Below are 19,182 nucleotides of genomic sequence, written 5' to 3'. Positions count from 1 at the left end.
CTACCGCCCACTCCCGGGGGCGAGATCGACCAAGGTGTTGCCGGTCTCCCGCTCAACCAGCGCCGGGCGTCGATCGGCGGATTCCGTTTCAGTGATGCGGACGTTGCGGACGATCGTATCCTGAGCATGGCCGAGGACGATATGACCCACCTCGCCCGAGAAGTCGGCGGCACCGGTCCGCTGGGCCTGCAGCCGGTTGCCGCGCGGCTTGCCGGTCGTGGCGGTGGGGTCGATGGCGTCCTCGATCGTCATGCGGATATCGGACAGGGTCAGACCCGTCACCGGCGCATCCGCCTGGCCGCCGATCAGGATGTTGCCGCCCGTGCGGATGTCCAGACCATCGAAGGTGATGTTGCGGATCGTACCGTGCGGGCCGCCGCCCTCGCGGCTGTCGACGTCGACGAAGATCGGATAGTCGCGGACGTGTCGGCTACCGGTCTGGATGATCAGGTCGGTGAACCGGCTGTCCTCATAGACCCCGCCGTCCTGCATGAAGAGGGCGATGCCATAGCGGCTGTCGGTGATGACGGTGTTGGTGACCGTGACGTGGCGGGTCACGGTGCGCGACCCGGTGCCGAACTTGATCGCGGCGTCGTCCGAGGTCAGGCGGCAGTTGGTGATCAGGATGCGTTCGACGGGTCGGTGGCTGGCCTTCAGCACGATGGCGTCGTCGCCCGTGATGATGTCGCAGTTGGAGATGCGGACGTCCGCCGAATCGCGAATCTGCAGTCCGTCGCTGTTCGGTGCCAAGGCGGGCGCACGGATGGTGATGCCATCGACCACCACGCCGTCGCAGTCCGTCATGCGCCCGTTGTAACGGGCCGGATCGCGAACGGTGACGCCCCGGATCGCCAGATTGCGACAGCCGTGGACGACCACCGCGCCCTCGGGGCGGGCGTCGCCCTCGGTCCAGAAATCGCCCCCGGAGCCGTCGATGGTGCCGGACCCGGTGATGGCGGCATCCTCGACGTTCACCGCCGTCACCACGCCCTGGGCCTGACGCTCGCCCTCCCGGACGGTGCGATAGTCCGACAATCGTGACGATCCCCTGAGCACAGCGCCGCCGGCGAGATGCAGGGTCACGCCGCTGCGCAGGTTCACGCCGCCGGTCACGAAGACGCCGCGCGGGATCACGACAGTGCCTCCGCTCCGGGCGCAGTCGATCATGGCCGCTTCAAGCCCGGCGTCATCAAGTCGGGCGTCGTCGGCGACCGCGCCATAGTCCGTCACCTGGCAGAGTGGTGGCGCGGGCGCATCGCCCTGGGCAATCAAGCCGAGGAGGAGGGCGGCGAGGGACGTCATCATGCGACACCGCCCGAATCGAAGGTCACTGTCCGCCCGGCGACCGAGACACGGTCCAGCTGCAGGTTCCTCACATGGGCGATGGCGTCGGGCGCGCTGACGGTCCCGACCACGATGTCGGACAGCCGAACGTCCTGGACCGGCGCGGTCTCGACCCCGACGATGTGCAGGGCTTGTTCTGCCCGCTCGCAGCGGACGTTCTCGACCAGGAAATCGCGGTAGGTCGGCGGGAAGTTGCCGCCCCGCCAGCTGTGATAGGCGGTGGTGAAGTGGATCAGGGTCTCGGTCTGGACCACGTCGATGTCGCGGATGCGGATACGCTCGATCAGCCCGCCCCGGTCCAGATTGGCCTTGACATAGATGGCGTGCTCGGCGCTCGGGACCCTCAGCCGCTCGACCCAGATATCGTGCGCCCCGCCCGACATCTCCGAGCCGATGGCGAAGGCGGCGGCGATGTCGGTGTTCATCTCGCAGTCCCGCACCACGATGCGCGAGCTGGGCCTGGCGACGCGCCAGCCGTCCTGATCCCGACCCGACTTCACCGCCACGCAGTCGTCCGAGACGTCGAACCGGCAGCTCTCGATCAGGACATTGGTGCAGCTGTCGGGGTCGCAGCCGTCGCTGTTCAGGTGCTTGGACCGGATCGACACGTCGCGCACGGTGACGTGGTCGCAATAGACGGGGTGCAGCACCCAGAAGGGGCTGTCTTCGAAATGCGGGCCCTCGATCAGGACGCGGCGGCAATCGATGAACTGCACGAAGGCCGGGCGAAGCTTGTGACCCAGGCCGAAGACGCGCTGATCGACCGGCACGCCGTCGGCCCCCATCTGGCGCAGGCGGGTCTGATCCGGGCGCTGTTCCGGCCGCCAGGTGAACCAGTAGTCGCGCCCGCCGCCCTCGATCCGCCCCTTGCCGGTCAGGGCCACGTCGGTCTGGCCGCGCGCATAGATCAGGGGCGAGTGGTTGTAGACCTCGGTCCCCTCCCAGCGGGTGAAGACGGTCGGATAGAACCGGGCGTCCGGCGTGAAACGCAGCGTCGCGCCTTCCTCCAGATGCAGGTCCACCCGGCTTCTCAGATGGATCGGCCCGTCCAGCCGCCAGTCTCCAGCCGGAACGATGACCCGTCCGCCGCCGGCGTCGGCGGCCGCGGCGACGGCGGCGAGGAAGCCGGGCAGGGCGTCGACATCGCCGGGTTTCGCGCCGTGATCGGTCACAAGACGAACCCGGGGCGGAACGCGCGGGCGCTGAACACCCGCCGCGACGCGGTCGGCGGCCGACCCGCCGGACGGCAGGGTGGCGTAGGCTCCGAGCGCGAGGCTCGCCCCGCCCAGCAGGACGCCGCGCCGGGGAAGGTGGAGGTGCCGCATCAGATCGTCTCCGCCCCGGTCCAGATCGACGGATCGAAACTCACGCCGAAGCCGGGCCCCTCGGGCAGGGTCACCACGCCGTTCCGGGGCGCGATCCGGGGTTCATGCGCGAAGTCCAGGTCCCGCCCCTGGCCGCGATACTCCTGCAGGCCATGCAGGTTCGGCGCATAGGCGGCGAAGTGGATCAGCTCGACCGTCTCCGACCCGCTGCGGGGATAGTGGGGGGCGACGCCGATGCCGGCGGCGGCGGCCATGCGCTGGACCTCCAGCGTCCTCGCCATGCCCCCGTTGTACATGAAGTCGGGCTGCAGCACGTCCAGCGCCCGGTTCTCGATCAGCCAGCGCCAGCGTTCCATCGAGTTGTCCTGCTCGCCGCCCGCGATGGGGATGGCGGTGCGCTCCACCACCTGGCGGGTCATCTCCACGTCTTCGTACGGGCAGGGCTCCTCCAGCATGGCCACGCACCAGGCCGTCAGCATCAGACACAGGTCGATGGCGCCCGGCGCGTCATAGCTGCCGTTGGCGTCGGCGTAGATCGTGAAGTCGTCGCCAAAATGCTGGCGCACCGCGCGCACCACGGCCTCGGAGCGGCCGGGGCTGGCGTCGGCGTTGCGGCTCATCCGACCGCCGACCTTGATCTTGACACCGCGCGCGCCGGTCGTCTCGACCTCCTCGGCCAGCCAGGCGACCTCTTCTTCGGGCGTCGTATTGCGCCTGAGCGAGGAGATATAGATCGGAATATCCGTCCTCTGGACCGGCCCCATGAAGTCGACGCAGCGCACGCCCGCCGACTTTCCCATCATGTCCCAGATCGCCAGCTCCAGATGGCCGACGGCGGTCCAGAACGGCAGGGAGGCGAACTTGTATTCGCGGGTGTAGAGCTCGCGGATCAGCCGCTCGATGTCGCGCATGTCCTGGCCCAGCAGGCGCGGCTTGACCACCAGGTGGAACAGGCTGGAGACCTCGGCCATGCGGCTGTTGGCCTTGACCACGCCCGCGACGCCGTCCTCGGAGACGACGCGCACGAACTCGTGGCGGCCGCCGACCCTCAGCATTTCGGCGGAGCGCAGGACGACCGGCCGGTCCAGCCAACGGCGGAAGTCGACCTGATCGGCGGGCGCCTCGGGGAAGGCCAGCAGGCCATCCGGTCGCCGCACCGCGACCTGGGCATCGACCGCCCCGGCGAGGGAGGCGGCGCCGAGACCGGCCATCATCGCGCGCCGGTCCATCCTCATTACGGCACGATCCGGGTCGCGGTGGACCAGATCGACGGATCGTACTCGATGCCGAAGCCCGGCGCGTCCGACACCGGCAGCATGCCGCCGCGCGGGGCCATCTGCGGCGAATGGGCGAAGTCCAGCGCGTCGGGCCGCGACCGATACTCCTGAAAGCCATACAGGTTCGGCGCGACGGCGCAGAGGTGCAGCAGGGGGGCGGTGTCGGCGTTGTTCCTGGGGAAATGCGGATTGTAGAGCAGGCCCGCCGCCTCGCTCATCTGCTGCACGGCCAAGCAGCGCATCATGCCGCCGTTGTACATCGGATCAGGCTGCAGCACGTCGTAGGCGCGGTTGTCGCAGTACCAGGCCCATTTCTCGAAGGCGCAGTCGTTCTCGCCGCCCGCGATCAGCAGGTCGGTCCGCTCGGTGACCTGCTTGACCATCTCGAAGGCCTCGAACGGGCAGGGCTCCTCCAGCATGGTCACGCCGTAGGACTGCAGCATGCGGCACACCTCGATCGCCGTCGGCGCGTCATAGGCGCCGTTGGCGTCGGCATAGATCGTCATGTCGTCGCCGAAGGCTTCGCGGACGGCCTTGACCATGGCCTCCGACCGGCCCTCGTACATGTCGGTGTTGCGGCCCATGCGGCGGCCGATCTTGATCTTGATGGCCTGGCAGCCGGTCTCCTCGACGCGCCGGCGCAAGTGATCGACCTCTTCCTCGGGCCGGGTGCCGCGCTGGTTGGAGGACAGATAGACCGGGATCTCGTCCCTCAGCTTGGGCCCCAGCAGGGCGTGGCAGGGCTTGGCGACCGTCTTGCCGATCAGGTCCCACACCGCGACCTCGGCCTGGCCCATGGCGCTCCACCATGGCACCGATGCGTATTCGTAGTCGTCGCGATAGCCCCGCTCCAGGATGCGATACAGGCCGCGCATGTCCTCGCCGATGAACTTGGGCATGACGAACAGGCGAAAGAAATCCAGCGTCTCCTCCGCCTTGGTCGAGGCCCGGACCACCCCCTCGACGCCGTCGGCGGAAACCGCCCGCACCAGGATCGTCCCCTCCTGCGGCGTCCGCCACAGCTCCAGCGCGCGCAGCACGATCGGCTCGGGCGCGACGTCGCTCAGGTCGAGCGGGGGCCGGGGGTCGGTCGGAAAGCGCAACAGGCCCTGAGCGTCGGGTCGGGGCGGGTGGACGCTTCGCGCCTGGACCCCGCCCGCTGCGGCGAAGACTCCCAGCGCGCCCACGAGCAAGGCGGATCGACGGTCTGCGATCATACGAATTCTCCCTGACGGACCCTAAACCGGCCTGACCAATCTTAGCAAGTCGCGCATCCCGGTCAGGTCGTCCAGCATAATTGGTCAGGACGATTTTGACATTCGGACAGGGCGCATGTAACGCTGTTGTCAAGCCGATCCAGAAGCGGCGTCAACGTCATAGGGAGGACGGCCATGCGCCGAGGGGTCTCAACACTCGCCATCATCACCGCCGTGTCCGGCGTCGCCGGCGGCGCCTGGGCACAGGATGCCTCACCGCAGGCGTCCCAGGTCGAGGACATCATCGTCACCGGACAGCGCGGGGCCATCGCGTCGGCGCGCGCCGCCGAACGGGCCAACGACAATCTGACCAATGTGGTCTCGGCCGATTCGGTCGGACAGTTCGGGGATCAGAACACCGCCGAGGCGCTGCAACGCCTGCCCGGCATCAATATCGAACGCAACGAGGGCGAGGGGCGCACGGTCTCGGTCCGCGGCCTGCCGTCCTCCTTCACCCAGGTGACGGTCAACGGCGTGCGTGTCGGCACCTCCGAAGCGGGGTCCAGCACCGTGGCCCTGGACGTTATTCCCTCGGACCTTCTCGGCCGGATCGTGGTCTCCAAGACCTACACCCCCGACATGGACGGCGACACCATCGGCGGCGCGGTCGAGCTTCAGAGCCAGTCCGCCTTCGATCAACCGGGCGACCGCTACAGCTTCCGCGCCGAGGGCAATCTGCAGGAGTACGCCGACCAGTGGGGCCCCGAGGTCGGGGGCAGCGTGGCGCGTCGCCTCATGGGCGGGGATCTCGGCCTGGCGATCTCGGCCAACTATTCCCAGCGCTACATCAACGGAGACGATCTGAGAAACGAGGACGGGCTTCGTTCGATCACCCGCGGCGGCACCACCTTCCTTTATCCCAACGAGCTCAACCAGCGTTTCGAGATCGGCGAGCGAGAGCGGTTCGGCGGCACCTTCAACCTCGAATACCGTCCTCGCGACGGCATGGAACTGTTCCTGCGCGGCCAGTTCACCCAGCTGAACGACGACGACACCCGCGTTCAGCAGCTGTGGCAGACCGAACGATCGACCGGCAACGAGGTCGTTGCGATCACCGACACCTCCGGCACCTTCAACGACGTCCGCAATCGCTACCAGGTCTTCTTCCAGCCCACCGAGGACCGACTGTTCTCGCTCTCGGCCGGCGGGGAGTACCGCTTCGCCAACGACTGGGAAATCGACTACCAGATCGACACCTCGCGCTCGCGCTGGTCCCAGGAGGACGGACTGCGGCCGCGATTCGAGATCGACGACATCCGCGCCATCGCGACCTATGGCCAGGACAGCCTGACCGTCGACATCCAGCGCGAGTCGGGCTCACGGCCGGATCCATCGGTCGCGGGCAACTATCGCTATGTGAACCTGCTCTTCATCGAGGAGGAGCGGACCGACGACATCTCCTCGGCGCGCTTCAACATCCGCGCGCCCTTCGCGGCCTTTGGAGAGGACGGCTATCTCCAGTTCGGTGCCAAGTTCCGCACGCGGGACAAGGAGGCCGACAAGGCCGAGTTCAACGGCGACCCCCGCACGCGCGGCTTCACCGACACCTATGCGACCCAGACGACCTTCCTGCCCGATGCCGGGTTCAGAAACAGCTTCGGGCCCTTCGTCCAGCTCGACGCCCTGCGCGACCTGGCGATCCGCAGCCGCGACGCCCTGCTGGCCGACCCGCGCTTCCAGCGTCAGGACAACACGGTCGCCTCCGACTATCGCCTCGGCGAGGACGTCACAGCCGCATACGTCATGGGCAACTGGAGCCTGGGACCGAACCTGACCCTGATCGGCGGTGTCCGCGTCGAACAGACCGAGTTCTCCAGCCAGGGCTTCTTCTTCGAGAGCGACGACAACGGCCTGAACGCGGCGGGTCAGCCGCTTTCGGCGGTCAACCTGGGCACCTATGAAACGGACTATACCGAGTGGCTGCCCTCGGCCCTGATCCGGTGGGAGCCGTCCGACACCCTGGTTGTGCGCGCTTCCTATGGACGCGGCCTGGCCCGGCCGGACTTCGACGACGCCCGAAACAGCCAGGCGGTCCGGTTCGATCCGGGCGATCCTGCGAACACCCGCGAACTGGAGGCCGGGAACCCGTTCCTGAATCCCCTGATCGCCGACCAGTTCGACGCCTCGGTGGCCTGGTATCCGTCCAGCCAGTCCGTCTTCCAGATCGCGGTCTTCCACAAGGAGATCACCGACTTCTTCCTGGATTTCGAGACCACCAACCTGGCCCAGACTCCCATCGTCCTGCCCCCAGGCGTTTCGACCAATTTCGACAGCATCGAGACGGTCATAAACGGCGGCGAGGCCAGTGTGACGGGGATGGAGCTGTCCTGGTCCCAGACCTTCGCCCAACTGCCGGGCCTGCTGTCGGGCCTGTTCGTCGAGGCCAACCTGACCCTGGCGGAAAGCGAGGCCGAGACCAGCGAACGCCCGGGCGAGAGCTTCCCCTTCCCGGGCCAGGCCGACGTCTCGAGCAACCTGTCTATCGGCTGGGAGAACGACATCTTCTCCATGCGGGTCGCCGGGAACCACCGGGGCGAGGTCCTGTCGGGCCTGTCCGGCGACGGGATCGAGGACCGCTACCGCGCGCCCTTCACCCAGGTCGACGTCAACCTGCGCTGGAACGTCACCGAACAGGTCCAGCTCTATGTCGACGGCATCAATCTGACGGGCGAGAAGGACATCCGCTACTATGTCGGCGGCCGCCAGAACCTGTTCGAACGGGTTCAGGATTTCGGCTCGAGCTATCAGGTCGGCGTTCGCGCGACCTTCTGACCATCCGGCATGGGCGGCGTCACCCCGCCGCCCATCCTCTCCTGAGCCGGAGCGACTGGGAGGCGGCGGTTGGACGATCCTGAAGGTTTCCTGCGGTCACTGTTCGCGGTGGCCGTGGCCGCCGCCTCCGATTTTTCCTCCATACCCGGCCTGATCCCCCCGACCGCGGGCCGGGTTCGCGTGCTGGCGGCCGGGAAGGCGGCGGCGGCCATGGCCGCTGCGATCGAGGCCGCCCCGCCCGGCTGGCTTCTCCCTGACCAGATGGATGGGCTGGTCGTCACCCCCGAGGGGCACGACCTGCCCCTCTCCCGCTTCGAGGTCATGACGGCTGGCCACCCCGTCCCGGACGCAGGGTCTCTGGCGGCCGGCGAGCGCATGCTCGCGCTGGCGAGCGAACTGGGGGATCAGGATGTTCTCGTCGCGCTCATGTCCGGCGGCGCGTCGGCCCTGCTGGCCGCGCCCGTCCGTGGCGCGACCCTGCACGACGAGATCGATCTGAACCGGCGACTGCTCCGGTCCGGCCTTCCGATCTCGCAGATGAACGCGGCGCGTTCGCGCTTGTCTCGCATCAAGGGCGGCGGCCTGGCGCGGGCGGCCAGCCCTGCGCGAGTGATCACCTTCGTGCTCTCGGACGTTCCGGACGACATGCCAGAGCGGGTCGGCAGTGGCCCCACCCTGTCTCCATCGCCGATCGCGCTGACCGCGAGCACGCTTGATATCCTCGCCGACTTCCCACACCAGCCCCCGGTTTCGCTGGCCGCGGGCGAGGTGCATGTCGTCGGAACCGCGGCGACGGCGCTCGCCGCTGCCGCGCGATTCGCATCGGACCGGGGCGTCCGAGTGCATGATCTCGGACCCGGCGTCGAAGGGGAAGCCCGCGAACTCGCCCGGGATCATGCCCGACGGCTTGGCGCCCTGCGACGCGAGGGCCGTCCCTGCCTGCTGCTGTCCGGGGGGGAGGCGACCGTGACGATGGCCCACGGGGCGTCGTGGGGCCAAGGGGGGCGCAACACCGAATACCTGGCCGCGCTTCTGGAGTGCGTCGGTCCGGAGATGGACTTCTGGGCCCTGGCGGCCGACACCGACGGCCTGGACGGCTCTGGTCCAGCCGCGGGTGGCCTTTTGCGGCCAGACAGCCCTGGACGCTTGAGGCAGGGGCGATGGGATCCAGGCCAGGCCCTGGCGTCCCATGATACCTTGCCCCTGGTCGCGTCGGTGGGGCAGTTGCTCATGACCGGGCCGACCAGGACCAATGTCAACGACCTTCGAGCCTTGCTCGTCTTGTGAATCGCTGGGTCGGGCAACGATCGTGACCGCGCGAGCATCAACTCCAGCCATGCTCGCCGGTGTCAGGTGAACCCGTCGACGACCGCCTGGAACATCGGATTGGGTCGACCGGCGGCGTTGAACAGCAGCGGGCTGTCCTTGCCGTCGTCGCGGGCGTCGCGCCGCAGCCAGCTGTCGGTGTCGCGCACGCCCCACAGGGTGAAGGCGAACCGCTGGGCGGCCGGCAGGTCCATGAAGGCCTCCGCCAGCTCGGTGACGCGGGCGGTCTGTTGCGCCAGCTTCTGGCCGTGCGAACGGGTGTCGATCCGCCCCTCACGGCGCAGGGAGGCGTCCAGCTCCGACACATGAATGGGCAGGCCGAACTGGGCGGCCTCGCGGATGAAGGCGGTCGTCTGGCCCTCGGGGATCTCGATGTCGAGATGGCTCTGGGTGCCGATACCGCCGATGGGCACGCCGCGTGCCAGCATCCGCTCGACCAGCCGCAGGAAGGTCGCGCCCTTCACCGGATTGTTCTCGAGGTTGTAGTCGTTGAGGAACAGCACCGCGTCCGGCTCGGCCATCTTCGCCTGTTCGAAGGCGTGGGCGATATAGCCGTCCTGACCCAGGGCCTCGGACCACAGGCAGTCGCGCAGGCCGTTGCCGTCCTCGGCCACCGCTTCATTGACGACGTCCCAGCCGGTGGCGCGGCCCCGGTATCGCCCGGCGACCTCGGCGATATAGCGGTCGTATTCGGTGCGGAACCGGGCGGGGTCCAGCGAGCGGAACCAGGCGCTGTCCTGTGAATACCAGATCAGGGTCGTGCCAAACAGGCGCAGCCCGTGGGTGGTGCAGAAGTCGGCGATCCGGTCGGGCGCGTCCCAGCGATAGTCGCCGGTCTCCGACAGGATGTATTCCATCTTCATCTCCCACTCGGGCGTGAGCTGGGAGGTGTGGGTCAGGCACAGATCGACCCAGGCCGGATCGTCGAACTGACCCGTCATGGCCGAGGTGCCGATGGGGAAGGGGACGAGCGATTTGAGGGGCGTGGCCTGGATCGCGGGAGAGGCAGCCGTCTGTCCGCACGCGGCGACGGCAAGGGTGGAGGCCAGGAAGAGGCGTCTATGCATTATTCTCCCTCCCCTTCATGGGGAGGGTGGTCGCGCAGCGACCGGGTGGGGTCCGTCACCGCGAGCGCGTTCCTGATCGTTTGCGCGACGCCGTCAAAGCCATCGCGGATGTCGGCATTGTAGAACCGCATCGTCCGATACCCCTCCCTCGCGAGCACGGCGTCCCGGATGCGGTCGTGCTCGAACGTGTGCTCGTGGCTCATGCCGTCCACCTCGATGACCAGCCGGTGTGAGTGGCAGACAAAGTCGAGGAAGTAGCCCCGGAAAGGTGCCTGGCGTCGGAAATGAAAGCCCTCGGCTCGTAGCGTCTTGAGGAAGGACCACATACGAGCTTCGGGCGGCGTGAGCGCCCTACGCATGGCACGTGCTTGTTTGGTGGTCGCTGACTGCGGAGTGCGATGTTCCATTCGGACCCCACCCTGGCTTCGCTGCGCTTCGCCGTCCCTCCCCATGAAGGGGAGGGAGAGGTTCAGCCGGCTCTGCGCCTCAGCCCCATCTCGTCGAACGCCGCCGTTTCGCGTCGGCCGGCGGCGATGAGGGCGTTCAGGCGGGTGGTTTCGGCGACGTGCTCGAACTTCTTCAGCTCCGAATAGGCGTCGGTCAGGGCGTCGCGGGCCCCTTCTTCCTCGGCGTCCAGCGTGACCAGATCGGCCTCGGCCGCGCCCTTCTTGGCCTTCCAGCCCGCGAGGTAGGCCTGCAGCAGAAGGCCGGCTTCCGCGTCGGCGCGGGCGCGTTCGTTCTCGACCTCGACCTCGGCGTCCAGCACCGCCAGTCGCATCTCGGCAGAGGCCTTGCGAGCGGTGATCTCGGCCAGGCGCTTCTGCAGCGTCTCGACCTCGTAGTTGGAGATGCGGATCAGGGAATGAGCCCAGGCGGTCATGCGAAATCTCCGGTCACTGCAGCTGACCTTGGTTCAGAATGCTTTCCAACCTGTTGAAGGCGTCGGCCATGCGGGTGACGTCGTCCTTGTCCTGACCGAGGAAGGCTTCCAGCGCCGGATTCAGGGCGATGGCGCGGTCGGTGATGGGGTCGGCGCCGGATCGATAGGCCCCGATCTTGATCAGCTCTTCCATACTGGCATAGGCCGACAGGCACTGACGGGCGCGGCGGTTCAGCTCGCGCTCGGGCGGGGTCTGGCAGCCCGGCAGGGTGCGGCTGACCGACTTCAGCACGTCGATGGCGGGAAAGCGCCCGCGCTCGGCGATCTTGCGGTCCATCACGATATGGCCGTCCAGGATCCCGCGCACGGCGTCGGCGATCGGTTCGTCATGATCCCCGCCGTCGACCAGCACGGTGAACAGGGCGGTGATGGGGCCCGCCGTCGTCCCGTCCGGCCGGATCGGTCCCGGCCCGGCGCGCTCCAACAGCTTGGGCAGTTCGGAGAAGACGGTGGGGGTATAGCCCTTGGTCGTCGGCGGTTCGCCGGCGGCGAGGCCGATCTCGCGCTGGGCCATGGCGAAGCGGGTGACCGAGTCCATCAGGCACAGCACCTCCAGGTCCTGGTCGCGCAGGAATTCGGCGATGGCCATGGTCATATAGGCCGCCTGACGCCGCTTCAGCGCCGGCTCGTCGCTGGTGGCGACCACGACGATGGCGCGACGCAGGCCTTCTTCGCCCAGGGTCTCCTCGATGAACTCGCGGACCTCGCGGCCCCGCTCGCCGATCAGGCCGACCACGACGGCGTCGCAGGTGGCCTGCCTCGCCAGCATCGACAGCAGCACCGACTTGCCGACGCCCGATCCGGCGAAGATGCCCAGCCGCTGGCCCCGGCAGGTGGTGGTGAAGACGTCCATCGACCGGACGCCCAGGTCCAGCCGCTCGCCCACCCGGCCGCGCGAATGGGCGGCGGGCGGCGCGGCGCGCAGGGGGTAGGGCGCGGGGCCGACCGGCAGAGGCCCCTTGCCGTCGATCGGCTCGCCGAAGGCGTTGACGATCCGCCCCAGCCAGGCGGTCGTCGGCCGCACGCTGGCCTGCTCGCCCACGATATGGATATCGGCCCCCGGGGCCACGCCCTCGACCGGGCCGAAGGGCATCAAGAGCGCCTTGGAATCGCGGAACCCCACGACCTCTGCGGGCAGGGGCGAGGTGCCGCGCCGCCCGATCTCGGCCCGGGCCCCGACGGCCAGCCGGCTCAAGCCCCCCCGCGCCTCGATCAGCAGGCCCGACACGCCCGCGACCTTGCCCGTGACGACCAGCGGGTCGACGGCTTCGACGGCGGCGATCAGGTTGCGCAAGGGGCGACGGCCTCGGGGATCGGGAGGCGTTAACCTTTGGGCCGCCGTGGTTAACGAGGCGTGAAGTCCGCCGCGGTCACGACCATCCCTGCTGGGCGATATAGGCCTCCAGCTGCGCGATCCGGGTCGCGTCCGACGGATGGGTCGAGGCGAACTCGGGCTGGCCGGACTGGCGCTGCTGGGCCATCAGCCGCCACAGGGCGACGGCCTGGGAGGGGCGGAAACCGGCGGCGTTCATATAGTCCACGCCCAGGCGGTCGGCCTCCAGCTCGTCGCGCCGCGAGTGGGGCAGGAGCAGGCCATACTGCGCGGCGATGCCGCCGAACGATCCGACCGTCTGGCCCCGCGACCCCGCCACCCCCTGCGCCACCGACAGGCCCAGGTTGGTCAGGGCGGTGGACGAGGCGCGCTCGGCCGCGTGCTGGGCGACGACGTGACCCATCTCGTGACCGATCACCGTGGCCAGCTGATCGTCGTTCTGGACGAGCGCCAGAAGGCTGGTCGTCACGCCGATCTTGCCCGACGGCAGGACGAAGGCGTTGGGGCTCTGGCTGTTGAACACCGCATAGTCCCAGGCCCGGTTCGACAGCCCGGCCGCCTGGACCAGGCGGTCGCCGACGCGGCGGATGCGATCGACCTGGGCCCCCGTCCGCGCCGGGTTCTGGGTGCGCAGCAACTCCTGCCAGGCGGCCTCGGACTGCTGGTTCAGCGCCCCCGGATCGGCCAGGATCAGCTGGTTGCGCCCCAGGGTGTCGTTGTAGGCGCAGGCCGCGAGGCCCGAGGTGGCCACCAGGGCGGCGGCGAGGACGGCGAGGCGGCGGGTCATGAGCAGGTCTCTCGGCAAAGCTTGAAACGGTCGGCTGGGAAACACGCCAGTCACCGCAGAGGTTCCGACGCGCCGTCAGCCCTCGATCATCTCGCGAATGCGCGTTCCCAGGGCGGCGACCTGGAACGGCTTGGTCATGACCGCCATCCAGGGCTCCAGGGTGTCGCCCGCGACCACGGCGTTTTCCGCATAGCCGGTGATGAACAGCACCTTCAGCCCCGGCCGCGCCGTCCGTGCCGCGTCGGCGACCTGTCGCCCGTTCATGCCGCCGGGCAGGCCGACGTCCGAGATCAGCAGGTCGATGCGCGTGTCGGAGTTCACGATGGCCAGCCCCGCCGGACCGTCGGCCGCCTGAAGCGCGACATAGCCGGCGTCCTCCAGCACCTCGACGACCAGCATGCGCACCGTCTCCTCGTCGTCGATGACCAGGACGGTCTCGCCCTGGCCCTGTTCCTCGACGACGGTCTCGGCGACGGGGGCGTCTTCGGTGGCGTCCGATCCGGTCCAGCGGGGCAGGGCCAGGGTGATGGTCGTGCCCTGTCCCGGCTCCGTCTCGATCCGCACCTGACCGCCGGACTGCCGCATGAAGCCGTGGATCATCGACAGCCCAAGGCCAGTGCCCTGGCCGATAGGCTTGGTCGTGAAGAAGGGGTCGAAGGCCTTGGACGCGATCTCGGGCGTCATGCCGCCGCCGGTGTCGGTGACCGACAGCTTGACGTAGTCGCCGGGCGGCAGATCGCGCAAGCGCGCCTCGCTGCTGTCGAGCGCCACATTGTAAGTGCGGATGGTCAGCCGCCCCCCGTTCGGGGCCATGGCGTCGCGACTGTTGATGCACAGGTTCAGCAGGGCGTTCTCCAGCTGCGACGGATCGATATGGGTTGCCCACAGACCCGCGGCCGCCTCGACCTCGACCCGGACGTCCGGACCCACGCTGCGCCGGATCAGGTCTTCCATCCCGGCCACCAGGCGGTTCACGTCGGTCGGCTTGGGATCCAGCGTCTGGCGCCGCGAGAAGGCCAGCAGGCGCTGCGTCAGGGTCGCGGCGCGGCGCGAGGCACCCTGGGCGGCCTGGATGTAGCGGTCCATCCCCGCGAGCCGCCCCTCGGCCATGCGCTTTTCGATCAGCTCCAGACTGCCCGAGATGCCCGCCAGCAGGTTGTTGAAATCGTGGGCGATCCCCCCTGTAAGCTGTCCGATCGCCTCCATCTTCTGGGACTGGCGCAGGGCCTCCTCGGCATGCATCAAGTCGGCCGTGCGTTCGGCGACCCGCTCCTCGAGGGTGGCGTTGAGGGTCTGAAGCTCCCGCTCGTTGCGCATCTTGTCGGTCAGGTCCTTGAACAGGACCGCGACCTGGTGCCGACCCGGTTCGTTGATCGGAAAGGCCGCGAGCTCCAGCCAGCGGCCGGTCTGTTTCAGCTCCTTCTGGAAGCGCGTGGGGCGGCCGCTTTCCAGAACACCCCTGTAGAGTTCCAGCCAACTGTCCGCCTCGTCGCCGACGATCTCCCTCAGGCGCTTGCCGACGATGTCGGGGATTCCGGCGTTTGTCCTGAAGGCCGGGTTGGCTTCGACATGCACATAGTCGCTGAGCGGGCCGTCCGGGCCATCGATGAATTCGATGACGCAGAAGCCTTCGTCGATGATGTCGAACAACCGACGATACCGGGCCTCGCTCGTGAAGAGGGCGGACTGAGCGGCGTGCGCCTCGGTGACGTCATAGCCACCGACGAAGATGCCGGTCACCTGGCCCGAGGCGTCGCGGATCGGTTCGTAGAGCAGATCGACGACCCGTTCGCCGTCCTCCCGGTTCAGGCTGACGGACTGGCTGCGGGAGACGAAACGCTCGCCCGTCCGATAAACCTCGTCCAGCAGTTCGAAATAGCCTTGTCCCTCGACGTCAGGCAGGGCCTCGCGCACCGTCAGCCCGACCAACGGCCGGTCGCCGGCGAGGGTGCGATAGGCATTGTTGACGTAGTCGAAGCGGTGTTTCGGCCCGCTCAGAATGGCGGCGAAGCCCGGCATCTGCTACAGCATCTGGCGCTGGCGCTCGGCCTCTTCCCTGACACGGCGCTCTGCCTGAACTCGATCGGTGGTTTCGGTCACGAAGACGATCAGGCCCGCAGGCCGTCCGCTTTCGTCGCCGACCGGGACATAGTCGAGGTCCAGCCATGTCGGCTCGGGCGAACCGCGGCGGTCCAGGGTCAGTTCCTGATCCTTCAGCGACCAGGCCTCGCCCGCCAGGGCGCGACGAATGTTGGTGTCGTTGAAGTCGGCGATCTCGGGCCAGCCTTCGCGGGCCCCCATGCCGAGAAGCTCGGGGTGCCGGCGGCCGGCGAAACGGGCATAGCCGTCGTTGTAGATCAGCGTGCCGGCCTGACCCCACAGCAGGACCATCGGATTCGGGGCCGCGACCATCATGCCGACGACGGTCTTCAGGCTCTGCGGCCAGCCCTCGATCGGACCCAGAGGCGTGTCGGACCAGTCATGCGTGCGAATCCGCTCGGCCATCTCGCCGGTGTCGCCGAGGAAGTCCGTTCGTTGGTCGCGGTGTGCAGTCTGGTCCAGCAGTGACGACCCCCTTGCGGCGCTATGCGCCCGTCGCCGCGTGTGCCAAACGCGGCCACGCTTTATTGGTTCACGGCCGCTGTTGCACCTCGCAGCTATCGCCCTATGTCCTTTTTGCGCCCCGGCCGGAAGGGTTCTCGGGCGACGATTTCAGACCTTTCAGACTGTTCGCACGCGAATTCCCTCGCCCTGCCGGAGCCCCCGATGTCCGACGCTCACGCCCGATCCTCTCGCTCCACCTCCGGCCGGGGCAAGATCTATGGCTCGATCCTGGACACGATCGGCGACACGCCCCTGGTCGGCCTGCCCCGTCTGTCGGCCGAGTATCAGCCCAGGGCCCGGGTCCTGGCCAAGCTGGAGTTCTTCAACCCGATCGCCTCGGTCAAGGACCGGATCGGCGTCGCGATGATCGAGGCGCTGGAGGCCGAGGGCCGGATCCAGCCGGGCGGCGTCCTGATCGAGCCCACCAGCGGCAACACCGGCATCGCCCTGGCCTTCGTCGCGGCGGCCAAGGGCTATCGCCTGATCCTGGTCATGCCCGAGAGCATGTCGATCGAGCGCAGGAAGATGCTGGCCCTGCTGGGCGCCGAACTGGTCCTGACCCCGGCCGAGAAGGGCATGAAGGGGGCCATCGCCATGGCCGCCGACCTGCTGGAGCGCACGCCCGGTGCGGTCAGCCCCAGCCAGTTCGAGAACCCCGCCAACCCCGCCATCCACCGCGCCACCACCGCCGAGGAAATCTGGAACGACACGGGCGGGGCCGTCGACATCGTCGTCTCCGGCGTCGGCACGGGGGGCACCATCACCGGCGTCGGCCAGGTGCTCAAGGCCAGGAAGCCGGGCCTGAAGATGATCGCGGTCGAGCCGACCGCCTCTCCCGTCCTGTCCGGCGGCGAGCCCGGCCCGCACAAGATCCAGGGCATCGGCGCCGGCTTCATTCCCGCCGTGGTCGATCGCTCGGTCATCGACGGCGTCGAACAGGTGTCCAACGAGGACAGCTTCGACATGGCCCGGAAGGTCGCCCGGGTCGAGGGTATTCCGGTGGGCATCAGCTCGGGTGCCGCCCTGGTCGCCGCCTTCCGTCAGGCGGCGCTGGACGAGAACGCGGGCAAGACGGTGGTGGTCATCATCCCCAGCTTCGCCGAACGCTATCTGTCGACGGCCCTGTTCGAGGGGCTCTGACGAACGCCTCCCACCGGTGCCACCACCGGTCCCTTGACCGTCACCGCCGGTTAACCCGCCGGGCTTAGCCTGACCATCGACATGTCCGATCCGGCCCCCGTCCAATCCTCTGAGGCCTTGGCGCAAGAGGCCCCGACCGCGGTGTTCCGCTCGCGCCAGGCGCTGCTGAAGCGGCTGGCCGATGTCGTGTCGCTGCCGGCCAGCCGGGTGAACGCCTTCGAGCGCGCGGTGACGGGCGACCTGCTGGTCGAGATGCTACGGTTGGCCTCGCCCCAGGAGAGAAAGCGTGTCGCCACGCGTCTGACGCCCCTGGCCGAACTGCCCAACAGCCTGGCGCGCATGTTGCTGAGGGACGAGCCGGCGATCGCGGGCATCCTGATCGAGGGATGCGTGGCCCTGACCGACGCCGACCTGTGCGCCTGTGCCGCCGACACGGGGACCGAGCACCGCTTTCTGATGGCCAGCCGTCGTGGCCTGTCGGAGGTGGTCACCGAGAGCCTGATCGCCTTCGACGAGTCGCCGGTGATCGAGGCGGTTCTGAGAAACCCCACGGCGCGGCTGTCCCAGCCGGGCATCGAGGCGATCGTCAGCCTCAGCCGGACCAGTCCGGACCTGTGTCCGCATCTGCTGAAGCGGCCGGAGCTGCGGCCTTCCGGGGCCTATGTGATGTTCTGGTGGTGCGGTGACGAGGAGCGCCGGACGATCCTGCAGAGGTTCGCGGTCAGCCGTGAGGTGCTGCAGGAGGTGTCCGAGGACGTCTTCGCCATGGCCGCCGAGGAGAACTGGCAGGACCCGGTGGCCAGGAAGGCGCTGCAGTTCATCGAGCGCCGCCAGAGGAACCGCGCGGCCATCGAGAAGAGCCCCTACGACAGTCTGGAACATGCGGTGGCGGAGGCCGCCAAGGCGGGCCTGAACCCCGAACTGGCCGCCGAGATCGCCTATCTGGCCGGCATCAAGCCGCTGACCGGCGCAAAGATCATGGGCGACAAGGGCGGGGAGCCCCTGGCCATCCTGTGCAAGGCCACGGGCATGTCCAGGCTGGACCTGGAGCATCTGTGGCGCTCGGTGCGCCGGCCCGAGACCACGCCTGATGGTCGGCCGGATCCGGACTGGGCCCGGGTTCAGGTCACCTATGAGATGCTGGCGGTCGATCGGGCCCAGACGGTTCTGCGTTACTGGAACTGGTCGCTGTCGTCGGCCATGTCTCCGGCCCTGATGAAGGCGATCCGCGACGGTGACGAAGACGCGCTGGATCAATACTCGGCACCCGAACGCGCGGCCATGATGGCCCTGGCGGAAAACTTCGGCCGCTGATCTGGCGATCCCGCGCCTTGACTATAGTCAGGCAAAGGCGCGCGCCTATTCACCGCAGACTGTTGAAGACGAAGCATTGCGTTCGGCAACGAACGTCATTATCAGCCGAAAGCTCAATCGCCACAGCGCGACAAGTCTAGGCAAGGAAAAACCCGTGGACGCCGCAAGAATCGAAGATCGCTCCGAACTGCTGGAAATGACCGCCGACATCATCTCGGCCTATGTCGGCAACAACAGCGTCGCGGCGGGCGAACTGCCGGGCCTGATCGCCAATATCCACGCGGCGCTGTCCCAGGTCTCGACCGGCGCGGTCGAAGCCACGCCCGAGCCGAAAGAGCCCGCGGTGCCGATCCGCAAGTCGATCAGCCCGGATTTCCTGATCTGTCTGGAAGACGGCCGCAAGTTCAAGTCGCTGAAGCGTCACCTGCGCACCAAATACGACATGAGCCCCGAAGAATACCGCGCCAAGTGGGGCCTGCCCAAGGACTACCCCATGGTCGCCCCGAACTACGCCAAGGCCCGGTCGGAACTGGCCAAGCAGATGGGACTGGGACAGGGCGGCCGTAAGCCGGCCCGGACCGTCCGCGCGAAGAAGTAGACTAGCGAGACATCCTCCCACGCATCGCGGGGGAGGGGGACCATCCGAAGGATGGTGGAGGGCGCGAGCGCGCACACCGTGTCTGGAGCCGCCCCCTCC

At 68.2% G+C, this 19,182-nt stretch carries 16 protein-coding genes; 5 read left to right on the top strand and 11 right to left on the bottom strand.

All coding sequences use genetic code 11. The features are described from left to right. The 4 genes from ABN401_RS06465 to ABN401_RS06450 are packed head-to-tail and all read right to left on the bottom strand — an operon-like array spanning position 1 to position 5,163. Positions 1–1,305 (bottom strand): glycoside hydrolase family 28 protein, encoded by a 1,305-nt coding sequence (locus ABN401_RS06465; protein ID WP_349684010.1) that lies wholly within the window; start codon positions 1,303–1,305, stop codon positions 1–3. Then, entirely contained in the window at positions 1,302–2,669 is a 1,368-nt protein-coding gene (locus tag ABN401_RS06460; RefSeq protein WP_349684009.1) for a glycoside hydrolase family 28 protein, read from the bottom strand. The genes ABN401_RS06465 and ABN401_RS06460 overlap by 4 nt, the downstream gene beginning before the upstream one ends. Continuing rightward, positions 2,669–3,904 (bottom strand): mandelate racemase/muconate lactonizing enzyme family protein, encoded by a 1,236-nt coding sequence (locus tag ABN401_RS06455; protein ID WP_349684008.1) that lies wholly within the window; start codon positions 3,902–3,904, stop codon positions 2,669–2,671. Before ABN401_RS06455 ends, ABN401_RS06460 begins: the two co-directional genes overlap by 1 nt. Next, positions 3,904–5,163 carry a mandelate racemase/muconate lactonizing enzyme family protein gene (locus ABN401_RS06450; protein WP_349684007.1) on the bottom strand — a complete coding sequence of 420 codons (1,260 nt, stop codon included), beginning with the start codon at positions 5,161–5,163 and terminating at the stop codon, positions 3,904–3,906. Before ABN401_RS06450 ends, ABN401_RS06455 begins: the two co-directional genes overlap by 1 nt. Positions 5,164–5,337: 174 nt before the next feature. On the opposite strand from ABN401_RS06450, the gene ABN401_RS06445 reads away from it, so the two are divergent. Both ABN401_RS06445 and ABN401_RS06440 read left to right on the top strand, forming a co-directional pair. Then, positions 5,338–7,974 (top strand): TonB-dependent receptor, encoded by a 2,637-nt coding sequence (locus tag ABN401_RS06445; RefSeq protein WP_349684006.1) that lies wholly within the window; start codon positions 5,338–5,340, stop codon positions 7,972–7,974. Between the two features lie 69 nt (positions 7,975–8,043). Next, on the top strand, positions 8,044–9,261 hold the full coding sequence (locus ABN401_RS06440) for a glycerate kinase type-2 family protein (RefSeq protein ID WP_349684005.1): 1,218 nt from the start codon (positions 8,044–8,046) through the stop codon (positions 9,259–9,261). A 62-nt stretch (positions 9,262–9,323) separates the two neighbouring features. Here the strand turns inward: ABN401_RS06440 and ABN401_RS06435 are convergent, their stop codons facing one another. The 7 genes from ABN401_RS06435 to ABN401_RS06405 form a co-directional block, all read right to left on the bottom strand. Next, positions 9,324–10,367 (bottom strand): endo-1,4-beta-xylanase, encoded by a 1,044-nt coding sequence (locus ABN401_RS06435; protein WP_349684004.1) that lies wholly within the window; start codon positions 10,365–10,367, stop codon positions 9,324–9,326. Further along, positions 10,367–10,774 (bottom strand): endonuclease domain-containing protein, encoded by a 408-nt coding sequence (locus tag ABN401_RS06430; protein WP_349684003.1) that lies wholly within the window; start codon positions 10,772–10,774, stop codon positions 10,367–10,369. The genes ABN401_RS06435 and ABN401_RS06430 overlap by 1 nt, the downstream gene beginning before the upstream one ends. Before the next feature lie 62 nt (positions 10,775–10,836). After that, a complete protein-coding gene (locus tag ABN401_RS06425) occupies positions 10,837–11,247 on the bottom strand; it encodes a flagellar export protein FliJ (RefSeq protein ID WP_349684002.1) in 411 nt (136 codons plus the stop codon). 13 nt (positions 11,248–11,260) lie between these two features. Further along, the gene (fliI, locus tag ABN401_RS06420; protein ID WP_349684001.1) at positions 11,261–12,601 is read right to left on the bottom strand and encodes a flagellar protein export ATPase FliI; all 1,341 of its coding nucleotides are present in this window, start codon (positions 12,599–12,601) and stop codon (positions 11,261–11,263) included. A 76-nt stretch (positions 12,602–12,677) separates the two neighbouring features. Beyond that, positions 12,678–13,427, bottom strand: coding sequence for a M48 family metallopeptidase (locus ABN401_RS06415; protein ID WP_349684000.1), 750 nt, complete (start codon positions 13,425–13,427; stop codon positions 12,678–12,680). Positions 13,428–13,502: 75 nt separating this feature from the next. Beyond that, positions 13,503–15,446: an ATP-binding protein gene (locus tag ABN401_RS06410; protein WP_349683999.1), complete on the bottom strand. Its 1,944-nt coding sequence runs from the start codon at positions 15,444–15,446 to the stop codon at positions 13,503–13,505. A 3-nt stretch (positions 15,447–15,449) separates the two neighbouring features. Beyond that, positions 15,450–15,932 carry a PAS domain-containing protein gene (locus ABN401_RS06405; RefSeq protein WP_349683998.1) on the bottom strand — a complete coding sequence of 161 codons (483 nt, stop codon included), beginning with the start codon at positions 15,930–15,932 and terminating at the stop codon, positions 15,450–15,452. Between the two features lie 261 nt (positions 15,933–16,193). Between ABN401_RS06405 and cysK the strand changes: the two genes are divergently transcribed. The 3 genes from cysK to ABN401_RS06390 all read left to right on the top strand — a co-directional run bounded on the left by cysK (position 16,194) and on the right by ABN401_RS06390 (position 19,083). Then, positions 16,194–17,171, top strand: a complete 978-nt coding sequence (cysK, locus tag ABN401_RS06400) for a cysteine synthase A (RefSeq protein WP_349683997.1) — start codon at positions 16,194–16,196, stop codon at positions 17,169–17,171. 81 nt (positions 17,172–17,252) lie between these two features. After that, positions 17,253–18,485 (top strand): DUF2336 domain-containing protein, encoded by a 1,233-nt coding sequence (locus tag ABN401_RS06395; RefSeq protein ID WP_349683996.1) that lies wholly within the window; start codon positions 17,253–17,255, stop codon positions 18,483–18,485. A 169-nt stretch (positions 18,486–18,654) separates the two neighbouring features. Beyond that, on the top strand, positions 18,655–19,083 hold the full coding sequence (locus ABN401_RS06390; protein ID WP_349684113.1) for a Ros/MucR family transcriptional regulator: 429 nt from the start codon (positions 18,655–18,657) through the stop codon (positions 19,081–19,083). The last annotated feature ends 99 nt before the right edge of the window (positions 19,084–19,182 follow it).

The organism is Brevundimonas aurifodinae (genome assembly GCF_040195595.1).
Classification (GTDB): Bacteria; Pseudomonadota; Alphaproteobacteria; order Caulobacterales; family Caulobacteraceae; genus Brevundimonas; species Brevundimonas aurifodinae.
The sequence above is the reverse complement of the archived record's forward strand: the minus strand, read 5'-3'. Positions and strand labels throughout refer to the sequence as shown.